General features: G+C 66.5%; 22 protein-coding genes and 1 tRNA gene. 13 read left to right on the plus strand and 10 right to left on the minus strand.

Translation table 11 applies throughout. The features are described from left to right. Positions 1 to 67: 67 nt before the first annotated feature. Genes JVX90_RS02560 through JVX90_RS02570 form a run of 3 tightly spaced genes read left to right on the plus strand, consistent with a single transcriptional unit; the run spans position 68 to position 2248 of the window. Positions 68 to 1519, plus strand: coding sequence for a trypsin-like peptidase domain-containing protein (locus tag JVX90_RS02560; RefSeq protein WP_205330902.1), 1452 nt, complete (start codon positions 68 to 70; stop codon positions 1517 to 1519). Positions 1520 to 1536: 17 nt separating this feature from the next. Continuing rightward, complete coding sequence (locus tag JVX90_RS02565) at positions 1537 to 2103, plus strand: molybdenum cofactor synthesis domain-containing protein (RefSeq protein ID WP_205330903.1); 567 nt, start codon at positions 1537 to 1539, stop codon at positions 2101 to 2103. Next, complete coding sequence (locus JVX90_RS02570; protein WP_205330904.1) at positions 2093 to 2248, plus strand: hypothetical protein; 156 nt, start codon at positions 2093 to 2095, stop codon at positions 2246 to 2248. Before JVX90_RS02565 ends, JVX90_RS02570 begins: the two co-directional genes overlap by 11 nt. Positions 2249 to 2309: 61 nt before the next feature. On the opposite strand, the gene JVX90_RS02575 is transcribed toward JVX90_RS02570, so the two are convergent. From JVX90_RS02575 to JVX90_RS02585, 3 genes are all read right to left on the minus strand, one after another. Beyond that, the gene (locus JVX90_RS02575; protein ID WP_205330905.1) at positions 2310 to 2978 is read right to left on the minus strand and encodes a biliverdin-producing heme oxygenase; all 669 of its coding nucleotides are present in this window, start codon (positions 2976 to 2978) and stop codon (positions 2310 to 2312) included. Between the two features lie 123 nt (positions 2979 to 3101). Next, entirely contained in the window at positions 3102 to 3896 is a 795-nt protein-coding gene (gene mscL, locus JVX90_RS02580; RefSeq protein WP_205330906.1) for a large-conductance mechanosensitive channel protein MscL, read from the minus strand. A gap of 96 nt (positions 3897 to 3992) precedes the next feature. Then, positions 3993 to 4631, minus strand: coding sequence for an SAF domain-containing protein (locus tag JVX90_RS02585; protein ID WP_205330907.1), 639 nt, complete (start codon positions 4629 to 4631; stop codon positions 3993 to 3995). Positions 4632 to 4744: 113 nt separating this feature from the next. Here JVX90_RS02585 and nhaA point away from each other — a divergent pair, with 113 nt between their 5' ends. Next, positions 4745 to 5995 (plus strand): Na+/H+ antiporter NhaA, encoded by a 1251-nt coding sequence (gene nhaA, locus JVX90_RS02590; protein WP_205330908.1) that lies wholly within the window; start codon positions 4745 to 4747, stop codon positions 5993 to 5995. A gap of 132 nt (positions 5996 to 6127) precedes the next feature. On the opposite strand, the gene JVX90_RS02595 is transcribed toward nhaA, so the two are convergent. After that, positions 6128 to 7684, minus strand: a complete 1557-nt coding sequence (locus JVX90_RS02595) for an alanine/glycine:cation symporter family protein (RefSeq protein ID WP_205330909.1) — start codon at positions 7682 to 7684, stop codon at positions 6128 to 6130. Positions 7685 to 7854: 170 nt separating this feature from the next. On the opposite strand from JVX90_RS02595, the gene JVX90_RS02600 reads away from it, so the two are divergent. Further along, positions 7855 to 8118: an FmdB family zinc ribbon protein gene (locus tag JVX90_RS02600; protein ID WP_205330910.1), complete on the plus strand. Its 264-nt coding sequence runs from the start codon at positions 7855 to 7857 to the stop codon at positions 8116 to 8118. Between the two features lie 23 nt (positions 8119 to 8141). Here JVX90_RS02600 and JVX90_RS02605 read toward each other — a convergent pair whose 3' ends face one another. Both JVX90_RS02605 and JVX90_RS02610 read right to left on the minus strand, forming a co-directional pair. Beyond that, complete coding sequence (locus tag JVX90_RS02605; RefSeq protein ID WP_205330911.1) at positions 8142 to 8501, minus strand: hypothetical protein; 360 nt, start codon at positions 8499 to 8501, stop codon at positions 8142 to 8144. A 5-nt stretch (positions 8502 to 8506) separates the two neighbouring features. Beyond that, positions 8507 to 9094, minus strand: coding sequence for a 5-formyltetrahydrofolate cyclo-ligase (locus JVX90_RS02610; protein ID WP_205330912.1), 588 nt, complete (start codon positions 9092 to 9094; stop codon positions 8507 to 8509). A gap of 76 nt (positions 9095 to 9170) precedes the next feature. Here JVX90_RS02610 and JVX90_RS02615 point away from each other — a divergent pair, with 76 nt between their 5' ends. The 6 genes from JVX90_RS02615 (at position 9171) to JVX90_RS02640 (ending at position 14418) form a co-directional block, all read left to right on the plus strand. Further along, complete coding sequence (locus tag JVX90_RS02615) at positions 9171 to 10100, plus strand: UTP--glucose-1-phosphate uridylyltransferase (RefSeq protein WP_205330913.1); 930 nt, start codon at positions 9171 to 9173, stop codon at positions 10098 to 10100. A gap of 73 nt (positions 10101 to 10173) precedes the next feature. After that, positions 10174 to 11478 carry a gephyrin-like molybdotransferase Glp gene (gene glp / locus JVX90_RS02620; protein WP_205330914.1) on the plus strand — a complete coding sequence of 435 codons (1305 nt, stop codon included), beginning with the start codon at positions 10174 to 10176 and terminating at the stop codon, positions 11476 to 11478. Positions 11479 to 11507: 29 nt separating this feature from the next. After that, positions 11508 to 12167, plus strand: a complete 660-nt coding sequence (locus tag JVX90_RS02625) for a GNAT family protein (protein WP_205330915.1) — start codon at positions 11508 to 11510, stop codon at positions 12165 to 12167. Between the two features lie 149 nt (positions 12168 to 12316). Then, positions 12317 to 13480, plus strand: coding sequence for a gephyrin-like molybdotransferase receptor GlpR (glpR, locus tag JVX90_RS02630; RefSeq protein WP_205330916.1), 1164 nt, complete (start codon positions 12317 to 12319; stop codon positions 13478 to 13480). A gap of 69 nt (positions 13481 to 13549) precedes the next feature. Then, entirely contained in the window at positions 13550 to 13729 is a 180-nt protein-coding gene (locus tag JVX90_RS02635) for a hypothetical protein (protein ID WP_205330917.1), read from the plus strand. Then, on the plus strand, positions 13729 to 14418 hold the full coding sequence (locus tag JVX90_RS02640; protein ID WP_205330918.1) for a hypothetical protein: 690 nt from the start codon (positions 13729 to 13731) through the stop codon (positions 14416 to 14418). Before JVX90_RS02635 ends, JVX90_RS02640 begins: the two co-directional genes overlap by 1 nt. On the opposite strand, the gene JVX90_RS02645 is transcribed toward JVX90_RS02640, so the two are convergent. Genes JVX90_RS02645 through JVX90_RS02655 form a run of 3 tightly spaced genes read right to left on the minus strand, consistent with a single transcriptional unit; the run spans position 14412 to position 15835 of the window. Then, complete coding sequence (locus tag JVX90_RS02645) at positions 14412 to 14549, minus strand: hypothetical protein (protein WP_205330919.1); 138 nt, start codon at positions 14547 to 14549, stop codon at positions 14412 to 14414. The two genes, JVX90_RS02640 and JVX90_RS02645, sit on opposite strands and share 7 nt — an antisense overlap. A 40-nt stretch (positions 14550 to 14589) precedes the next feature. Next, the gene (locus JVX90_RS02650; RefSeq protein WP_345891086.1) at positions 14590 to 15099 is read right to left on the minus strand and encodes a CGNR zinc finger domain-containing protein; all 510 of its coding nucleotides are present in this window, start codon (positions 15097 to 15099) and stop codon (positions 14590 to 14592) included. Positions 15100 to 15151: 52 nt separating this feature from the next. After that, positions 15152 to 15835 carry a TetR/AcrR family transcriptional regulator gene (locus JVX90_RS02655; protein WP_205330921.1) on the minus strand — a complete coding sequence of 228 codons (684 nt, stop codon included), beginning with the start codon at positions 15833 to 15835 and terminating at the stop codon, positions 15152 to 15154. A 70-nt stretch (positions 15836 to 15905) separates the two neighbouring features. Here JVX90_RS02655 and JVX90_RS02660 point away from each other — a divergent pair, with 70 nt between their 5' ends. Beyond that, positions 15906 to 17429, plus strand: a complete 1524-nt coding sequence (locus JVX90_RS02660; protein ID WP_205330922.1) for a M28 family peptidase — start codon at positions 15906 to 15908, stop codon at positions 17427 to 17429. Next, on the plus strand, positions 17426 to 18586 hold the full coding sequence (locus tag JVX90_RS02665) for a lipase family protein (RefSeq protein ID WP_205330923.1): 1161 nt from the start codon (positions 17426 to 17428) through the stop codon (positions 18584 to 18586). Before JVX90_RS02660 ends, JVX90_RS02665 begins: the two co-directional genes overlap by 4 nt. Positions 18587 to 18667: 81 nt before the next feature. Here the strand turns inward: JVX90_RS02665 and JVX90_RS02670 are convergent. Then, positions 18668 to 18740: transfer RNA gene (locus tag JVX90_RS02670), tRNA-Ala, on the minus strand. Between the last annotated feature and the right edge of the window lie 209 nt (positions 18741 to 18949).

An 18949-nucleotide genomic window follows, 5' to 3' on the forward strand; every position in this document is an offset into this window, starting at 1 on the left:
CGGTCATGGGACGGATTCCCAGGATCCTTTGACCGACTTCACAGTGTCCTGGCCTAGGCTGACAATCATGACTGACGGCGGATACCCCTCGGATCGACAAGACGACTTCACGGCGCAGAACAATCCCGCGCCGACTCCGTACTCGAAGCTTCCGCCGCTTCCCGGCAGCGAGAATCGTCCCGCGTCGAGCCCGTTCGACGCGCCCACGGGCGTGACCTCGACCGGTGGGTTCGCCGCCCAGCAGCCGACGACGGTGACTCCTGCGTATCAGCCCGCACCGTACGGGTCGGCGCCTACGACATCGCCGTACGGCGCACCATCGACGGCGCCCTATCAGCAGCCGTACGGCACCGGCCAGTTCGCCGCTGCGCCGCCGAGCGGACCTCCGACCGGGTCGCTCCCTCCGATCGGCTCCGACCCGGGTCCCGGTGCAGGCGGCTCGGGGCGCGGCGGATCGGGGAAAAAGCTCCTCGTAGGTGCGGCGGTGGTCGCAGTCCTCGCCGGTGGTGTGGGCGGTGGTGTCGGCTATCTGGTCTCCGATCGCAACGGGTCGTCGAACACGGACAGCACCTCCATCGCGACGGGCCCGACGCAGGCAGCACAACCTCCCGCCGCCCCAGGATCGGTCCAGGAGACCGCGGCGCGTGTGCTTCCGTCGGTCGTGTCGATCACCGTCTCGAACGGGCGGGAAGTCGGATCCGGATCGGGTGTCGTCCTGTCCGAGGACGGCACCATCCTGACCAACAATCACGTGGTCGGCGGACCGAACATGCAGGTCCTCGTCAGCTTCAGTGACGGGTCGCGAGCCCGGGCGCGAGTACTCGGCGCCGATCCGGTGTCGGACATCGCGGTGATCAAGGCCGACAAGACCGGCCTCACACCCATCACGATCGGAAAGTCCGACAACCTGACCGTCGGTCAGAACGTCATCGCCATCGGTTCGCCGCTCGGCCTGGAGGGCACGGTCACCACCGGGATCATCTCTGCACTGAACCGTCCGGTGTCGACGTCCGGCACAGACGGCCAGGACTCGGTGATCGACGCGATCCAGACCGACGCCGCGATCAACCCGGGCAACTCCGGTGGAGCGCTCATCAACTCTGCGGGCGCGCTCATCGGCATCAACACCGCGATCGCCACGCTCGGCGCGAGCACCGGCTCGGAGTCTGGCAGCATCGGTCTCGGCTTCGCGATCCCTGTCGATCAGGCGATGCGTGTTGCGAACGAGTTGCGGACCTCCGGTAAGGCGACCCAGGCCAACATCGGCGTCTCGGTCCGCCCCGCCGTTGATCTCGAGAAGCCGGGAGCCGTCGTCGCGAACGTCGTCCGCGGCGGACCCGCGGAACGCGCAGGGATCCCTGTCGGTGCGCTCATCACCGCAGTCAATGACCGTCACATCACGTCGGCGGATTCTCTCGTCGCCGCCGTACGCTCGAACGCTCCGGGGGATACGGTGAAGGTGACGTACACGGTGAACGGTGACAGCAAGACCGCCGAGGTCACCCTCGGCACGCTATGACTTCCAGAGAGGCAGACATGACTGACATCCTCGACGACGCCGACGCCCAGGCCGCAGACGCGGCGGCTCGTTCGACCAGCCCGGGGCTCGCAGCCGCCGCACCCGGAGACGGGTTCGCCCGTTCACTCGTAGTGGTCGTCGACGACCGTGTTGCGCACGGGGAGGGTCCAAGCTCGCTCGGTCCGCTCGTGGGCGAGCTCCTCGAAGAGGCCGGATTCCACGTCGACGCGACCGTCACAGTCCCCGGTGACGAGGTCGAGATCCGGAACGCGCTGAACACTGCGGTCATCGGTGGTGTGGACCTCGTGGTGTCGGTTGGAGGCGTCGGTGTCGCAGCACGTGATGTGACCCCGGAGGCGACCGAACCGCTACTCGACCGTCGTCTGCAAGGCGTCGAGGAGGCGATTCGCAGTTCGGGCCTGTCCGCGGGAGCCACCGACGGTGGACTCTCACGCGGCCTCGCCGGCATCTCAGGTCAGACGGTAGTGGTCAACATCGCCGACTCCCGCGCCGCCGTCCGCGACGGCATGGCGACACTGTTGCCGCTGGCCAGGCATGTGATCGGGCACATCAGTGACATCTGACGAGGCCGACTGGGAACGTCGCCGCCGCCTCGATGCGGTGTTCGGCGACGACCTGCCGGAGCAGATCGTCGAGCCGGGCGAGAGTCGGCACGGCGGCCGGGGCCGCGAGTGGTACGACGAGAACCGCCCACCGCATCACGGATGACGACAAACAGAAAGGACGGCCCACATGAGTGAGGCCGTCCTTTTGTTGTGCGGTAGGGCGTTCAGGCCGGGAACAGCCGACTGAGCTCGGCGAACAGTGCCTGGTTGAGCCGGAAGGCGACCTTGACCTCGTCGACGAGACGCGCGCGCTCGTCGGCGGTCAGCGTCGCACCGATCTCGTCGAGGTGTGCACGGTAGGCGTCTTTGTACGGCTTGACCTTGCCGACCTCGCTGAAGTCGTAGAACGCGATGCCCGCGCCGTCGAGTTCGAAGTCTCGGTCGAGGATGCGTCCGATCGCCTGTCCGCCGGACAGGTCACCGAGGTATCGGGTGTAGTGGTGCGCGACGAACGCGCCAGGCCAGGCCGCGGAGGTCGTGATGCGAGCCGCGTATTCGTCGGCGGCGGGGGAGTCGTCGGCGTCCTCGATGTCGTCCGGCGCCCAGTGGGCGAGGTCGGCGTCGATGGTTGCGAGACGGCTCAACGCGGGGTCGATGACCTTCGATGCGATCGGATCGCCTGCGAGCGCCGTTGCTGTCGACTCCAGAGCGGCGTAGACGGGACGGAGGCGTCGTAGGTACGCGACGTACCCGGCGGCCGACATGCGGCCATCGAGGAGAGCAGACATGAACGTCGATCCTTCGGCCTGCTCGTGCTCGACGGCGGAGCCCTTTTTCATCGCCGCGGACAACGTGTCCTCGGTTTCGACGATCGCGGGTGCGTCGACGGTCATGCGGGGCCTCCAGGATCAGGGCGGTCAATCGATGGAAGGTAAACCTAACATCGCCCGATCGAGAACGCGAAGAAGGCTCCGTTCCGGCACAAAACGGAGCCTTCGTCGAGATCGATCCGGGTGTCAGCGCGAGTGGCGCGGCCCGTCATTCGGGAACTGGCCCTGCGGGAACTGGCCCCCCTCGGGCGGCGGCGGGTACTGGCCCGGTGCGTACTGACCCGGGGGGAGATTTCCGGGCGGCGGGTACTGACCGGGAGCCGGGTTCGGCGTCGGGAAGCCTCCGCTCGGCGGGCCGGACGGAGCCTGCGGCTGGCCATAGGGCTGCTGGGCCTGCGGGGGAGCGGTGAACTGCTGCGTGACGCCCGGCTGGCCGTAGTTCGGCTGCTGTGGCTGCTCGGGGAACGGCGAGCTGGGCTGCTCCGCGGCGTCGAAACGCGCCGCGTCCTCACGGGCGCGCAACTCGTCGCGCAACCGTGTCTCCTCGGCTTCGGCAGCTGCCTTCGCCGCTGCGGTCTCGGCCGCCTTGCGCTCCTTGGCTCCGGGATCGAGCAGGTCGCGGATCTCGGTCAGCAGCGAGACCTCGTCCTCCTCCACCTCGGCATCGCCGAGCTTACGGAGCTCGGACAGCTTGTTGTAGGGCATGACGATCAGGAAGTAGACGACCGCGGCCACGATCACGAAGTTGATCAGGGCGGTGATCACCGCGCCGAAATCGACGAAAGTCTCGGGCATGCCGTCGCGCAGACGGATTCCGAGCCCGGCGTAGTCGGTGCTGATCGGAATAGACGCGATGAGCGGGTTGACGATCTTCTCGGTGAATGCGGTGACGATCGCGGTGAATGCGGCGCCGATGATGACCGCGGTGGCCAATTCGACGACGTTCCCCCGCATCAGGAAGTCTTTGAATCCTTTGAGCACGAGGCTCCCCCTAAGCTATTCGATGTGCCGTGACGTCGCTGAGTCTAATGCAGTGCGGCCGTCATTTCGCGGCAACATTCGGCGCGTTATCGAATTTCAATGCAATACAAAAGTGATCTGTTCGCGCAATCCAGCCGACGCGACTCGGTGCGCAGCATTCGCGGGTAGTGCCACGAGAACAGGTCCGGGGCGGCCTGAACTGTCGACCTGGGGTGTCAGCGCGACGATCGCTGCGCGGGCCAGGACGTCGCCGTTCTCGGTGAGCAGATCGACGGTGTCGCCCGGCCGCATGAAGGCCGTCGACGACTCATCCGCTGGCCGGACTGGAACGAGTCGTGCCTGATCATCGCCTGTCATCTCGGCGGGCAGTCGTGGATCGAGGAGGCGATGACGTGCGATGATCTCGCCCGAATGGACGGGACCGGTGACGTGCCGGCCGGTCACCGCCTCGATGTCGGGCGAGTCGTCGGGCATCAACTCCGCCGGCACCGGGACGAGCCGGACGTCGGAGGCGGTGAGGACTTCGCCCGGCTTCAGATCGTGCGCCGCGACGAGGGCGGTCGGAGAGGTGGGGATGCGGTTGTCGATGACTGTCAAAGCTCCGGCGCCGACCATGAGGAGCACCGCGACACAACGGCGGAATGCGACGGACCTCACCCATGTGGGAGCGGTGAGTCCTCGGACTCGATCGACCGCTGTCGGATTGAGAGTGTGTGCACCGTGGTCGTCGCTCATGCCGGAAATGTACGTCGGAGCCGTATTGCGAAGCGGTCGGATCCTGGGACTGTGGACAACCTCGTTGAGTTGTTGCCTTCGTCCACAGCGGCGACGTCTGAGAAGGTGGTCATATGGAACAGACGCCTGCGAAAACTGGATCGGTTGATCGTTTGAGGGCGTGGGTGGGTGCGGACACGACGGGCGGCGCTCTGCTGATGGCAGCCGCCGTGATTGCTCTCCTATGGGCGAATTCGCCGTGGCGCGACGCCTACCACGATCTCCTCGCCGTCACGGTCGGGCCCGAGTCGATTCACCTGAACTTGACTCTCGCTCAGTGGGCTTCCGACGGTCTGCTTGCGATCTTCTTCTTTGTCGTCGGCGTCGAGCTGAAGCAGGAGTTCGTCGCGGGGAGTCTGCGCAATCCGCGAAGTGCAGGCGTTCCGATCGCCGCTGCTGTCGGCGGAATGATCGCTCCGGCGCTGGCCTATGTGGCGATCGTCGGGTCATTCGAGCCGGAGGCGTTGCGCGGCTGGGCGACGCCGACCGCGACCGACATCGCATTTGCGCTCGCCGTCCTCGCAGTCTTCGGGCGCGGCCTTCCTGTCGCTCTACGGGTGTTCCTGATGACCCTCGCCGTCGTCGACGACCTCCTGGGGATCGCAGTGATCGCCACCGTGTACACCGATTCGATCGACTTCGTGATGCTGGCGGCGGGTCTCGCCTGCATCGCCGCTTTCGGAGTGGCGGCGAGGATGGTCCGAGTCCGCGTCTGGCTGTTGATCCCGTTGGCACTCGCCGCGTGGGGCTTCGTCCACTCGTCAGGAGTGCATGCGACTGTGGCGGGCGTGCTGCTGGGATTCACCGTCCCGGCGATCGCCAGGGCGGGCGAGCAGCATCCGCGGACCGAGTCGATCGGTGAGCGGGTGACTCCGTACTCCACGGCGATCGCACTGCCGCTCTTCGCATTCGCGTCCGCAGGCGTGACGGTCGTCGGGCTCGGGCACATCGTGCAGCCGGTGAGCGTGGGCATCTTCGCCGGCCTCGTCGTCGGAAAGGTGATCGGGGTGATGGCGACGGTTGCGATCGTCACCCGGATCACGCCCCTTCGTCTGCCCGATGCGATCGGCCTGCGTGACCTGCTGCCCGTCGGTCTGCTCACTGGTATCGGCTTCACCGTCGCGCTGCTCATCGCCGAACTGTCGTTCTCCCCGGAGTCGGGGCTGTCGGCCGACCACCAGCCCGCGGCCAAGGTTGGGATTCTTCTCGGTTCGCTCGCCGCCGCCGTCCTCGGCGCGGTGCTGCTGCGGTGGGACGCCTCGCGGGCACGCTCCGATGACGAGAACCGCGACGGGGTGCCCGACATCGACAAACGAGTCATCTGACTCTCCCGGGTCGCCGTCACCCAACGGTGGAGGCGTTCCCGCTGTCCGATAACGGGCAACGTGCTGAAGGGAAAAGAACGGCAGCCCCTCGAGAAGTGTCGAGAGGCTGCCGATGGTGGAACGGGGAGCGAGTCAGACGTCGACCTTCTCCTTCTTCAACGCCGGCGGAACGTAGGTCTCCCAGAACGTCGCGCCGATGATGCCGAGCTTCTGCGGGTCGAAGACCGGGTCTGCGCCCATCTTCTTCTGCTGCTCGTAGTCGCGGAGCGCCTTGTAGGCCGGAGCCTGCAGAATCAGGATGCCGATGATGTTGAGCCAGGCCATCGTGCCGACGCCGATGTCGCCGAGCGCCCAGGCGTCCTTCGCGGACGCCATCGCGCCTGCGAGGACTGACAGGCAGATCACCAGCTGCAACAGGCGAGTGACATTCCCGCCGACGGTGTCGTCGATGAAGCGCAACGGCTTGGTCGCGGCTCGACCGAGCATGTACCGGAGGTTGGTCTCCGCCATGTAGTAGTACGCCACGATGGTGGTGAAGCAGAAGAATCCGAGTGAGATTGCGACGAAGGACGCACCGGCTCCATCCCACAGGGTGTCCATGCCTGCCTGAACGTACGACGCGCCTGGCCCGTCGCCTGCCTCGACGCCGGCCTGGTCCAGGACTGTCGAGGGCCGCATGATGTCGCCGTCGGCGGACTCACCCGAGTACACGCGGTACGCGCCGGTAGACAGGATCAGGAATCCGGTGGCCGAGCAGACGAACAGCGTGTCGATGTAGACGGCGAAGGCCTGGACGAGGCCTTGTTTCGCGGGGTGGCTGACCTCGGCGGCTGCCGCCGAGTGCGGCCCGGTGCCCTGGCCCGCTTCGTTCGAGTAGATGCCGCGCTTGACGCCCCACATGATCGCCGACCCGAGAATCGCGCCGAACGCCGCGTCGGCGCCGAAGGCGCTCGAGAAGATCAGGCGCAGGACCTCGGGGATCTCGGAGGCGTTTGCGATGACGACGATGATCGCGATGAGGATGTAAACGACAGCCATGAATGGGACCACGATGCCGGCGAAGGTGGCGATTCGCTTCACACCGCCGATGATGACGAAGGCCAGCAGGAGCATGGTGATCGCACCGACCAGCCACTTCTCGGTGCCCCAGGCGTTGGCCGCGCCTTCGGCGATGGAGTTCGACTGGATGTTCGGCATCAGGACGCCGCACGCGATGATCGTGACCGCGGCGAACACCATGCCGTAGACCTTGAACGGGGTCGACGCCTTGGTGTGGGCGAGCGCGCGGCTCAAGTAGTACGCGGGACCGCCGCGATACTCGCCGGTCAGCGGGTCCTTGACCTTGTAGATCTGACCGAGTGTGCACTCGACGAACGACGTGGACGCACCGAGGAACGCGACAGCCCACATCCAGAACAGAGCACCCGGTCCGCCGAATGCGATCGCGGTGGCGACACCGACGATGTTGCCCGCACCGACACGTCCGGCCAGCGACATCGCGAGAGCCTGGAACGATGAGACGCCCGACTCCGACTTCTCGCCGACGAACATCAGCCTGATCATGTGCCCGAAGTGCCGGACCTGCAGAAAGCGGCTGCGGATCGAGAAGTACACACCTGCGCCGAGGCACAGGAAGATCAGGCCTCGGCTCCAGATCCATTCGTTTGCTGTGGCGAGCAGTTCGCTCATCAAGACTCCATGTCAGTGACTGTCGTGGTTTCGGACGACCATCAGAATGGCATGACGTGTGTCACATCGCCCAATTTTCCGATACTCCGGATCACTGCCGGGCTGGCACTCGGAATGACGGAGTGCCAGGACCGGTTACACTGAGTGTTCTGACCGACCGGAGGTTTCCCGTGCCCACCTACAGCTATGCGTGCACCGTGTGCGACAACAAGTTCGACATCGTGCAGTCGTTCTCGGACGATTCGCTGACCGTCTGCCCCGAATGCGGCGGCAAACTGCGGAAGCTGTTCAACTCGGTCGGCGTCGTCTTCAAGGGCAGCGGCTTCTACCGCACCGATTCCCGCTCGGGATCGGGTTCGGTGCCCGCCTCGTCGTCGACGTCGGACTCGAGCAGCAGCTCCGCCTCGTCCGACTCCGGCGCAGCCAGCGCCTGACTCTCCCCGCAGCCCTCGATGGGTCAGGCCGCCGGATCGCCGCCCAAAGCGAGGAGAATGCTGACGACTCCGAGAATGACCTGCATGGTGAGAAACGCTTTGGCGGCACCGACTGCAGGCGTTCCGCGTCGATGACTGGTGACAGTCCACACGATTGCGACGACCAGCAAGATGATCGATCCCACGCCCGCCGTCGCAACTGCGGCTGACTGTGCACGGTCGTTGCAGTCCGCCAGTTCGCCGTCGGCGTCGGTAGGGCACGAGGTGAGACTCAGCGCCGCGGTGATGGCCGTCAACACGAATGACAAAAGCCCCGCCAGCGCCTGAACGATCAGTAGTCCTGCCTGGACGAGTGGCGCGGAGTGACTGGGTGCGTCGTCCATGTCGGCTACTTTGCGGTGTGCGGTGTGCGGAGGAACCCGCCGCCGGGCGTGAGGACCCAGTCGACGGGGACGTCGTTCGGCTCCTGGGGGATCGACTCGAGAAGTTCGTCGTCGTAGACGACGGCGATGATCGGCGCGTGGGTCCCCTCCAGCGTCCTGTCGTAGTAACCCGCACCGCGTCCGAGTCGGCCGCCTGCACGATCTGCGCCGATCGCCGGGACCAGAATCGCCCGAGCTTCGGCCACCGCGTCGACCCCGAGGGGATCGGCCGGTTCGAGGAGATCCCACCGCCCGTCGACGAGGGACTCCTCGCCGTGGAATTCACCCCAATGCAACGCGGTGGGCGCACCGGCCGGGACCACGGGGAGAAGCACCCTCAGGCCCCGGTCGACGAGGGCGTCGAGCATCGCGGTCCCGCCGGGTTCGTCGCCGACTGCCACGTACGCCGCGACGGTGTCGCCCGGGGCCACCGGGACCGGCAGTGCATACATCCACTCGGCCAACTCTGCGTTCACTTGCGCGATCACGAACGGCGACATCCGCCCGCGCGCAGCGAGCAGGTCGGCCCTTCGATCCTTCTTCGTCGCAGTCACGATGTCGGTGCCCTCTCAGCGAACGTCCAGTGGTGCGTGGCCGATCCTGCCAGAACAAGCATCTAGACTCAGGGCCATGCCCAATCCCGTCTCGTCCACGTCCGGTGCGACCGGCCAGCCTCGCATCCCGCACACCGCGGTGGTGCCCGCGGCCGGACTGGGAACGCGCTTTCTGCCCGCCACCAAGACGGTTCCCAAGGAACTGCTTCCCGTGGTCGACACGCCCGGCATCGAACTCGTCGCGGAGGAGGCCAAGTCGGCAGGCGCCGAACGTCTCCTCGTGGTGACCTCGCCCGGCAAGGACGGCGTCGTCGCCCACTTCGTCGAAGACCTGGTCCTGGAGCACACGCTCGCGTCGCGTGGCAAGGAGGCGATGCTCGCCAAGGTGCGGAACGCACCGTCGTTGCTCGAAGTGGCGTCGGTGATCCAGGAGCAGCCGCTCGGCCTGGGGCATGCGGTCGGCTGTGTTGAATCGCAGCTCGCCGACGATGAGGATGCTGTCGCGGTGCTCCTGCCCGACGATCTCGTCCTGCCCGGCGGTGTGCTCGGCGCGATGGCGCAGACTCGCGCCCGCTACGGCGGCAGCGTGTTGTGTGCGATCGAGGTGCCCGACGAGAAGATCAGCGCCTACGGCGTCTTCGACGTCGAAGACGCCGACCCGGCGTCACCCGACGTGAAGCGGGTGCGCGGAATGGTCGAGAAGCCGCCCGCGGACCAGGCGCCGTCGAACCTCGCAGCTGCCGGCCGTTACATTCTGGACCGCAAGATCTTCGACGCACTCCGTGAGATCACACCGGGAGCGGGCGGCGAACTCCAGCTCACCGACGCCATCGCCCTGCTCATCGAGAAGGGTGAGCCGGTGCACGTTGTGGTGCACCGCGGCACCCGGCACGACCTCGGAAATCCCGGCGGGTACCTGAAGGCCGCCGTCGACTTCGCGCTCGACCGCGACGATTACGGTCCGGAGCTGCGCGCCTGGTTGCAGGACCGGCTCGCCCAGGGCTGAAGTCCGCGCGCCTGCGCCGGTCCCACGGGTGTGGGCATTACCCTGGCGGGGCGAAGACACGACAGGAGAGACGATGCGATCGGTCGAGGACCATTTGAGCCTCGTGACTGCGTCAGTGGTGGCACCGCGGCCGATCCAGGTCGCGATCTCCGAGGCGCAGGGGCTGCTGTGCGCGGAGGAAGTCGTCACCACTGATCCGCTGCCCGGGTTCGACCAGGCCGCCATCGACGGGTACGCGGTGCGTGCTGTCGACGTGGTGTTGGCCGGTGCCGAAGAACCCGACGACATCGCGGATCTCGACGACGAACCCGTCGACGTCAGCGTTCTGGAGGGATCGGGCCGACTCGTGGTCCGCCTGCCCGTGGTCGGTGACGTCGAGCCGGGGTCGCGCACCCCGACCCGGCTGCAGCCCGGTCAAGCGGTTCGGGTGGAGACCGGTGCTCCGATGCCGACGCTCGCCGATGCCGTGGTGCCGCACCGCTGGACCGACGGCGACGACGATCGGGTGATGATCGGTCATGCTGTCGAGAGCGGCGACTACGTGCGGCGGGTCGGCGACGACGTACAGCCGGGTGATGTCGCGGTCCGGACCGGCACGGTCATCGGTGCCGCTCAAGTGGGTCTGCTCGCAGCCGTCGGACGGGCACGTGTGCTCGTCCATCCGCGTCCGCGCGTCGCCGTCATCGCCGTCGGCAGTGAACTCGTCGACATCGACCGTGATCCGGGTCCCGGCCAGGTGTTCGACGTCAACAGCTATGCCCTCGCCGCCGCGGCTCGCGACGCCGGTGCAGAGGTCCATCGTGTCGGCATCGCCGATCGCGACCCGGACCGACTGCGTGAAGTGGTGGAGGCACAGACCATTCGCGCCGAGATCGTCGTGATCTGCGGCGCCGTCGGCGGTGCCGCGTCGCGCATGGTGACCGAGACGCTCGAGGGGCTCGGCGACCTCGAAGTGGGGCGCGTGGGCATGCATCCCGGTTCGGTCCAGGGATTCGGGCGGTTGGGCCGCGACGAGATCCCGACCTTCCTCCTGCCGTCGAACCCGGTGAGTGCACTCGTCACGTTCGAGGTCATGGTCCGACCGCTGATCCGCATCGCGCTCGGCAAGAGGCAACCGATGCGTCGGACGGTCACGGCACGCTCGATCGGTCCGATCGCATCCGTCGAGGGCCGACGCGGCTTTCTGCGAGGCCAGTTGATGCGTGACGAACGTTCCGGCGAGTACCTGGTCCAGGTGATCGGGGAGTCCGAGTCGGGCACGTCGCATCTGCTCGCCGAGCTGGCTGAGGCGAACTGCCTGATCGTGATTCCGGAGGACGTCGAAGAGGTGAACACCGGCGACCGCGTCGAGGTGTCGTTCCTGGCCGAGCGCGGCTGACCGCGAACCCGACGAATAGGCTCATCGACGTGTTCTCCTGGCTGGTCGACTCCGCAAAGCACCCCGGCTGGCCGACGACCGTCGGGCCGGTGCGCCTGCAGGCGGGGCTGCTGACCCTGCGGCCGGTGAAGATGCGCGACGGCAACACGTGGAGTCGCCTGCGCATCAGTAACCAGAACGAGCTCCTCCCGTGGGAGCCGACCGGCGTCGGACAGTGGGAGCGTCGACATCAGGCCTCGGCGTGGGCGCCCCTTCACTCGGTACTCAAGAGTGAAGCGCGACGCGGAGTGATGCTGCCGTACGTCATCGAGTTGGACGGTCGTTACGTCGGCCAGCTGACAGTCGGCAATATCCAGCGTGGTGCCGTTCTGAGCGCGTGGATCGGGTACTGGGTGGACCGTGAACACACCGGTCGCGGCATCGCGCAGGGTGCAGTCGCGCTGGGCGTGGACCACTGTTTCGGGCCGGTGGGACTGCACCGCCTCGACGCGACTGTTCAACCGGACAATGTCGCATCTCAAGCAGTGTTGAAAGCGATCGGCTTCCGTGAGGAGGGTCTGCTGAAGCGGTACATGGACGTCAATTCGCGATGGCGTGATCATCTCCTGTTCGCGATGACGTCCGATGAGGTGGTCGGCAGTGCCGTCGACACTCTCGTCCGATCGGGGCGCGCGCTGGGTCGAGTCTGACCTCGCCGCACCCTTTGTTGCTGGTGTGACTACTGTGAATTCTGTGATTTCGCTGGTGTTGCGGCGCGCCGCCGGGACTGAAAGGTCGTGCGTCCCTAGGGTGTCCAGTGGAGACTCGTCAATCGACTCGAAGAAGGAGGCCGCCCGACATGCCTAACTCAGTGCTGTGGGTGTTCCTGATCGTGGTCTGGTTGTTCGTGCTGGTGCCGATGGTGCTGCGTGGACGGCCGGAGGCTCGCAAATCGACTGCTGCGGCAGCGCAGACCCGCGTGGTGCACCGCGGCGGCAGTCGTGGTGCGGCCGCGCGTCGTCGCGCCGCGCAGGCGCGGTCGACTCGAGTCGAGAGCGCTGCGAAGCGCCTCGCCGAACGGAAGGCGGCCGCCGAGTCGACTGACGACGCGGCGGACGCAGCCCCCGACGACTTGGTGACCGACGCGGACTCCGAAGTCTTGGACGCCGAGATCGTCGACGACAAGTCTGTCGAGGACACGACCGACGAGGCGGCCGAGAGCGATCTCGACGTACTCGACGCGGAGATCGACGACGCAGGCCTCGAAGAAGCCGAGGGCGACGACGTGGACGAGGTTGCCGACGCGGAACCCGTGACCCTGCGAGCCGAGGCCGAGAGCCCGCTCGAGGTGACCGATGTGTTCGAGCCGGTGGACGTCGACGTGGTCGACATCGATCAGGCACAGGCCGCACGTGCCGACGTTGTTACACCGCATGACGAGGAAGACGATCTCGACGACTCCGACGCAGCGTTCGACATCCTCGACGATGAGGACGACCTCGACGAATCGGCCGAGATCGAGGATGGGGACACCGTCGTTCCGACGCCGCGCGAGATGCGGGGGACCGGCGGATACGGACCGGGTCGAGCGCAGGACTACGACGACGCCTCGTACCGTGAGCGGCGGCGGGTGCTGGCGACTCTGACACTGTTGACGCTCGCCGCCATCGTGTCGGCGTTCTTCGTGCAGCCGCTCGGTTACATCGCGGCAGGTGTCATGGTCGCGGCCTTCGCCCTGTACCTCGTGTTCCTGCGCCGTGCAGTCCGGGCCGACCAGATCCGTCACGCACAACGCATGTCTCGGCAGCGTCGTCGGCAGGCCGAGGACGAGCGTGTGGAGCGTGTCCATGCCGAGCCCGGCTATGTCGCGCCGCCGGCCCGCTTGCGTCGCCCCGGTGGTGCGATCGTCCTGGAGATCGACGACGGCGACCCGGCGTTCGAGCATCTCCCGACGTACGACTTCGCGTACCGCGAGGAGTACGGCGCCGACTACGGCGACGTCGCTCACCGCACTGCCGTCTGACCCGCCTCGAGGGGCGCGCCCAGCGCGAGACAAAGCGCGCACACGAGCGCGGTGCTCTACGCTGAATGCATGGCTGATGACACGCAGTGGTACTACCAGATCTCGACGGGCGCGGTCACCCAGGGCAAGGTCGGGGATGTCTTCGACCGCATGGGGCCATACCCGGACGAAGCGTCGGCGCGTCGCGCTCTGGAGATCGCGGCGGCGCGGAACGCGGCTGCTGACGCACAGGACTCGGACGACGACTGATGGCGTTGACTGACGCTCGACTGGTCGGTGTCCTAGACCGGACGGTTGCGTCGATCGATCAGATCCTCGATGTTCTGGCGACTGCCGACGTGTTCGACCTGAAGCGGCGGTCCTGCCTGCTCTCGGCGGTCGATTGGCCCGGGACGCAGGGATGGAACGAGCTCTCGATCAATGAGCGCGCGGACTGGTGGGTCACTCGCGTCGGCGCGGTCACCACGACCGCGGTCGCGTTTCCCGGCATGTTCGGAGTCTGGGCGCGCTGGCTGCCGATCGGCGCGTATCTCGGCGTCGCAGGCCAAGCTCTGGTGCTGAGGGCGGTGGCGCGCGAGTACGGCGTCGACTCTCGTGAAGCGGGCGTGGTGATGCTCGGTGAGATCCTCTTCAAACGTGATCTCTCACCGGTGGTCGCAGGGCTCGACGACGGAGGCGATCCGATCGTCGCACCTGACGCCGACAGTGTGGTCGAGGTGACGGTCGGGGTCGGCCGGACCCTCTACGATCTGTCATCGGCGTTGGGGGAGCGACCGGGGCCCCCGTCCCTGGCCCGGTGGGCGTCGATGGTGCCCCTGATCGGTGGTCCGATCACCTATGTGGGTGAGCGGATCGCTCTCCGGCATGCTGTTGATGCGGGTCGGAAGTGGATCGTCGAGCATCCGACGACGGTGAAGGCATCTGCGGTCGATCACTGACCGTCGGGAGCGAGGCTGTTGAAGCGGCGCTCGACGACCCGGTACTGTCCCGATTCGTTCCGCTGGTAGGCGATACGCCCGATGCTGGTGGTGTGGCTGGAGACGGTGGTCCAGGTGGAGTCTGTGGTCATATCGACCACGATGGTGCAATGAGTCAGATCAGTTCAACCATTACATGGTCAGTCGGGCTTTGGATCGATGGCGGCTGACGGCGTCAGTGTTGCCGCATCGTGCGCTGCAGTAGGCGCGTCGACCGTTTCGACTGACGTCCACGAAGACTCGAGCGCAGCCCGAACGTGTGCAGGCGCCGAGTCGTCGGCCACCGGCTTCGACAGTGAAGACTGCGAGTCCACCGGAGGTCACGGCCATCACGCGGCTCACCACGTCTCCGTCGTCGGGCGCGAAGTGCAGGTGAGGGCGGAAATGGCCGTGGCTGGTCAGGTACACCTGGCCGGCGCCGTCGACGAGCAGGGCGTTGATCGCGTCGCAGGTGGCGTCCTCGTCTGCTGCTTCGAACGCCGTCCGCAGGCGTATTGCCCATCGTCGTAGTTCGGCGAGCCCGCCGTCGTCGATGTCGGGCCGTCGGATCGTGTGCTGGGCGAAGGCCTGTGCGACCGTCTCGGCCGACCACCCGTCGCCAACAAGATTGACCAGGTCTGCCGACAGCAGCGGACCGGTCATGTTGTCATGGTCGAAGCTCACTGGACCATTTCACCATGTCGAAGGTTGATGATCAGCTTCGGCGCAGACTTCGGGTGAGCCATGCCGACAGCGGCGGTTCGAGGTGCCGGAGATCGGTGATGTCGGGATCGTCGAGGGCGTCGGATGCGAGCTGGCGGAGGGCGTAGACCATCGCGAGGAACACGCTGGTCGGAAGATCCGGGTCGAGCGACGGGTCGAGTTCGGCGAGGCGGCGGTGCTCGTCTCGTAGGACGGTGGCGATGAGCCCGAGTGCGTCGCGTCGCCGTCGACGGGATGCCGGTCCCGCTGCGTCGAACTCGAGCTGGAAGGTTCGCGCGACCACGAGGTCGAACTGCAGTGCTTCGAGGTACGACAGGATCACTGTCGGAACCTCGTGGCTGACGTCGGTTGCTCGGAGTCGTTCGGTCATCGTGCTGACCAGCACGGTGATGAAGCGCTGATAGGCGGCGTCCGCGCATTCGTCGAGATTGTCGAAGCACTCGTAGAAGGCGGTTCGCGACATGCTGCTGCGTGCGACCACGTCGCGGACCCCGACTGCGTGATAGCCGCGGGCCGCCACCAGCTCCGTGTAGGCGATCATGAGTCGCTCGCGCTGGATGGTCCGCACCTCGTCGCGTGTCAGCCCGTGGGGGCCGCGCGGCAGCCGTTGGGGAGTGGTGAAGAACGCCCCTTCGGTGATCCGTGGGATATCGGGATTTTGCGGACTGGCACTCATCTGAAAGGCTCCGTGTATAAGGTAACGCTGCGTACTTTACTCGTGGTCGTCATAGGAAAGGGGCACGTCGGTGTTCACAAAGGTAGTCGGACGGGGCAAGACTCTCGTCGCGGTGGTCACCGTTGGCGCGGTGGTCGGCGGGGGAGTCCTCGCCCCGGAGGCGTCGGCGTCGCCCGCCGCGCCGCTCACCGCGACATCGATGATGTCGACGGTGCGCGATCTCGTGGACATGGGTCCGCGCACGACGGGGTCACCTGCCGGGCGTCGCGCGTCCGACTACGTCGCTCAGCGGTTTCGCGACGCAGGACTGACTGATGTCCACTTCGAGGAGGTCACGTCGTACGACTGGAAGCCGTCGAACGCGGGCCTGCGCGTGGGGGCCACCGCGGTCGACGCCTTCCCGGTCTCGCACTCCTTCATTCCGGCCGACGCAGGACCGGGCGTGCGGTCGACCGGAGCAAACGGGCTGACCGCGCCAGTCGTCGACATCGGTCGCGGCAAGATCGATGGCCGAAACGTGCGTGGCAAGATCGTCATGTTCGACCTCGCGTTCATGCTGCCGACCGCGGGACTGCTTCCGTTGGCCGAGTACATCAACGATCCGGACGGAACCACGTTCGACCCCGACGTCATGTTGAGTGCGAACCCGTACCTGACGTCTCTCGAGTCGACGATTCGAGCTGCTCAGAACGGCGGGGCCGTTGGTTTCGTCGGTGTCCTCAGCGACTACTTCAACTCGAACCGCTACCACAATGAGTACTACCGCAAGCTGGCCATGCGGATCCCGGGCATGTGGGTCACGCGGTCGGCGGGCGCGCGGATGCGGGGCCTGCTCGCGAAGAACCGGAACCGTGCGCGGATCGATCTGACGGTCACTCGCAGTGCTGTCACCGGCCGGACGGTCATCGGCATGCTGCCGGGCGCCACGACGGACACGGTGATGGTGCAGTCGCACCACGACTCCGTGACCACGGGCGCCGTCGAGGACGCAACCGGTACCGCCGAGGTGATCGCGCTCGCCGAACACTACGGTCGCCTCGCGCGCACTCCGGGCAAGCGTCCGCGACGCAAGAGCATGATGTTCGCGACGTTCGACACGCATTTCACCGGGTACCAGTCGCATCAGGCGTTCGTCGACAAGTACATCGTGCGTAAGCAGTCCAAGTGGAACATCGTCGCCAACACCACGATCGAGCATGTGGGGCGCCGCGCCAAGCGTGCATCGAACGGGAAGCTCGTCACCACCGATCAGCCGGAGACCAAGGGGCTGTTCGAGAACGTCAACCTCGCGCTCAAGGCTGACCTAGCGTCGTCGTTGACTCGGAACAACGTGCGGTCGACGACGATGCTGAACGCCGCTCCGTTCCAGCTCATCCAGATGGGCATCCCGACCGACGCGTCGTTCCTGCTGGTCGCCGGGGTACCAGTGGTCAGTTTCATCTCCGGCCCGCTCTACATGTACGACGACGCCGACACCATCGACAAGGTCGACGTCGGGCAGATGGCGCCCGTCGCGCGGTTCTTCCGCGACACCCTTGATCGGCTCGACCGTGAGCCTGGCCGTGCCATCGGATTGATCCCGGGTTCACGATGATCCGCGCAGCGGCGGGCGTGATGGCGGCGGCCCTTGTGGTGTCGCTCGTCGGGGCCGGGTCGGCGGAGGCATCGCCGACCGTCCTCACCCAGCGGGTCGTGACCGATCCCGTCGTCGCGTTGCCCGCCGCCGCGTCGACCACCGTGATCCGATACCGATCGACATCGGTGCGCGGACGGCCGACCACGATGTCGGCCACCGTGCTGCTGCCGCGGTCGAAGCCCCCGAAGACGGGGTGGCCGCTCGCGGTGTGGAGTCACATGACTGTCGGTGGGGCCGACAGATGTGCACCGTCGGCTGCGCGGCGTGGTGATCCGGAACTGCCACACATGACGTCCGGCGACCAGATCGTCGGAAGGCTCCTGCGTGCGGGCTTCGCTGTGGTCAGGCCCGACTTCGAGGGAATCGGAAGCCCCGGTCCGCATCCGTATCTGATCGGGTCGTCGTTGGCGACATCGGTGATCGACGCTGCGACGGCCGTGGCTGCATTCGATCGGAGGATCGGGCACGAGGTTGTTGTCGCAGGCCATTCCGAGGGCGCGGTGGCGTCGCTGTTCGCGGCGGCACAACCGGCCTCGCGGTGGGGGAGTCTGCGGCTGAATGCGGTTGCTGCGGTGACCCCGCCGACTCAGATGGGGGTGATCGTCGACACCGTCGCACAATCGGCGGTCGGCGGCGGTCCCATCGCCGACCTGACCGGGCTTGCGGCGCTCCTGGTGTCGGGGGCGTCGGCTGCCGATCCCGCATTTGATCAGTTGGCGCGTGACGGTGGCCTGAGCAGACGTGCGCTCACTCTGATGCATCACGTCGACGACCGCTGTTACGGAGGGCTGACGGCGGACGACTCGTTCGGCGGCATGGCGCCGTCGGCGATGCTCGGTCCGCGGGGTGCACGCCTGAAGTCCGAACTCGTCCGCATAGTCGAGGCGAACGACATCGCCGGCCTACGCCTCCCGGCGGGTCTGCCAGTTCGGATAGATGCCGGCTACGTCGACGGAGTGGCGCCGTACCCGCTTGTCGCGGGATTGGCCGACACCTACCGCTCACGCGGATCACGGGTCGCATTCGTCGGCCATCCGGCAGGACACACTCCGGTTCCGACCTCCCAAGGGACTGCTGAGTCGATCGCGGCGTGGTTGGTTCGACGAGGTAGATAAACCGAGCAGATCTGTGATCAGCGGATCCTGCGGCAACACGGACAAACCCAGGTCAGATGTGCTCTGACCTGGGTTTTCTTGTGGAGCTAGGGAGAATCGAACTCCCGACCTACTCGATGCGAACGAGTCGCGCTACCAACTGCGCCATAGCCCCGGGTGTCACCTGAGTGAACCGAAGCCCACTATAACAGCGACGTCGACGCTCGACGGCATCCAGGTTCCCTGGAGGGGGAGGCCCGGATGCCGTCGTCCGTCGAAGACGGAGACTACTTGCCGAAGCCGAAGGTGAACGAGAGCGACAGGAGGTCTCCGCCGAAGATGGTGAGGTCGTTGAAGAACTGAGTCAGTGCCGGGAAGGTCACG

The organism is Gordonia sp. PDNC005 (genome assembly GCF_016919385.1).
Classification (GTDB): Bacteria; Actinomycetota; Actinomycetes; order Mycobacteriales; family Mycobacteriaceae; genus Gordonia.

Excerpts from the sequence above, each read along its gene's own strand:
- JVX90_RS02560 (WP_205330902.1), top strand. The coding sequence starts at position 68 with ATGACTGACGGCGGATACCCCTCGGATCGACAAGACGACTTCACGGCG.
- JVX90_RS02565 (WP_205330903.1), top strand. The coding sequence starts at position 1,537 with ATGACTGACATCCTCGACGACGCCGACGCCCAGGCCGCAGACGCGGCG.
- JVX90_RS02575 (WP_205330905.1), bottom strand. The coding sequence starts at position 2,978 with ATGACCGTCGACGCACCCGCGATCGTCGAAACCGAGGACACGTTGTCC.
- JVX90_RS02585 (WP_205330907.1), bottom strand. The coding sequence starts at position 4,631 with ATGAGCGACGACCACGGTGCACACACTCTCAATCCGACAGCGGTCGAT.
- nhaA (WP_205330908.1), top strand. The coding sequence starts at position 4,745 with ATGGAACAGACGCCTGCGAAAACTGGATCGGTTGATCGTTTGAGGGCG.
- JVX90_RS02595 (WP_205330909.1), bottom strand. The coding sequence starts at position 7,684 with ATGAGCGAACTGCTCGCCACAGCAAACGAATGGATCTGGAGCCGAGGC.
- JVX90_RS02605 (WP_205330911.1), bottom strand. The coding sequence starts at position 8,501 with ATGGACGACGCACCCAGTCACTCCGCGCCACTCGTCCAGGCAGGACTA.
- JVX90_RS02615 (WP_205330913.1), top strand. The coding sequence starts at position 9,171 with ATGCCCAATCCCGTCTCGTCCACGTCCGGTGCGACCGGCCAGCCTCGC.
- glp (WP_205330914.1), top strand. The coding sequence starts at position 10,174 with ATGCGATCGGTCGAGGACCATTTGAGCCTCGTGACTGCGTCAGTGGTG.
- glpR (WP_205330916.1), top strand. The coding sequence starts at position 12,317 with ATGCCTAACTCAGTGCTGTGGGTGTTCCTGATCGTGGTCTGGTTGTTC.
- JVX90_RS02635 (WP_205330917.1), top strand. The coding sequence starts at position 13,550 with ATGGCTGATGACACGCAGTGGTACTACCAGATCTCGACGGGCGCGGTC.
- JVX90_RS02640 (WP_205330918.1), top strand. The coding sequence starts at position 13,729 with ATGGCGTTGACTGACGCTCGACTGGTCGGTGTCCTAGACCGGACGGTT.
- JVX90_RS02645 (WP_205330919.1), bottom strand. The coding sequence starts at position 14,549 with ATGACCACAGACTCCACCTGGACCACCGTCTCCAGCCACACCACCAGC.
- JVX90_RS02650 (WP_345891086.1), bottom strand. The coding sequence starts at position 15,099 with ATGACCGGTCCGCTGCTGTCGGCAGACCTGGTCAATCTTGTTGGCGAC.
- JVX90_RS02655 (WP_205330921.1), bottom strand. The coding sequence starts at position 15,835 with ATGAGTGCCAGTCCGCAAAATCCCGATATCCCACGGATCACCGAAGGG.
- JVX90_RS02665 (WP_205330923.1), top strand. The coding sequence starts at position 17,426 with ATGATCCGCGCAGCGGCGGGCGTGATGGCGGCGGCCCTTGTGGTGTCG.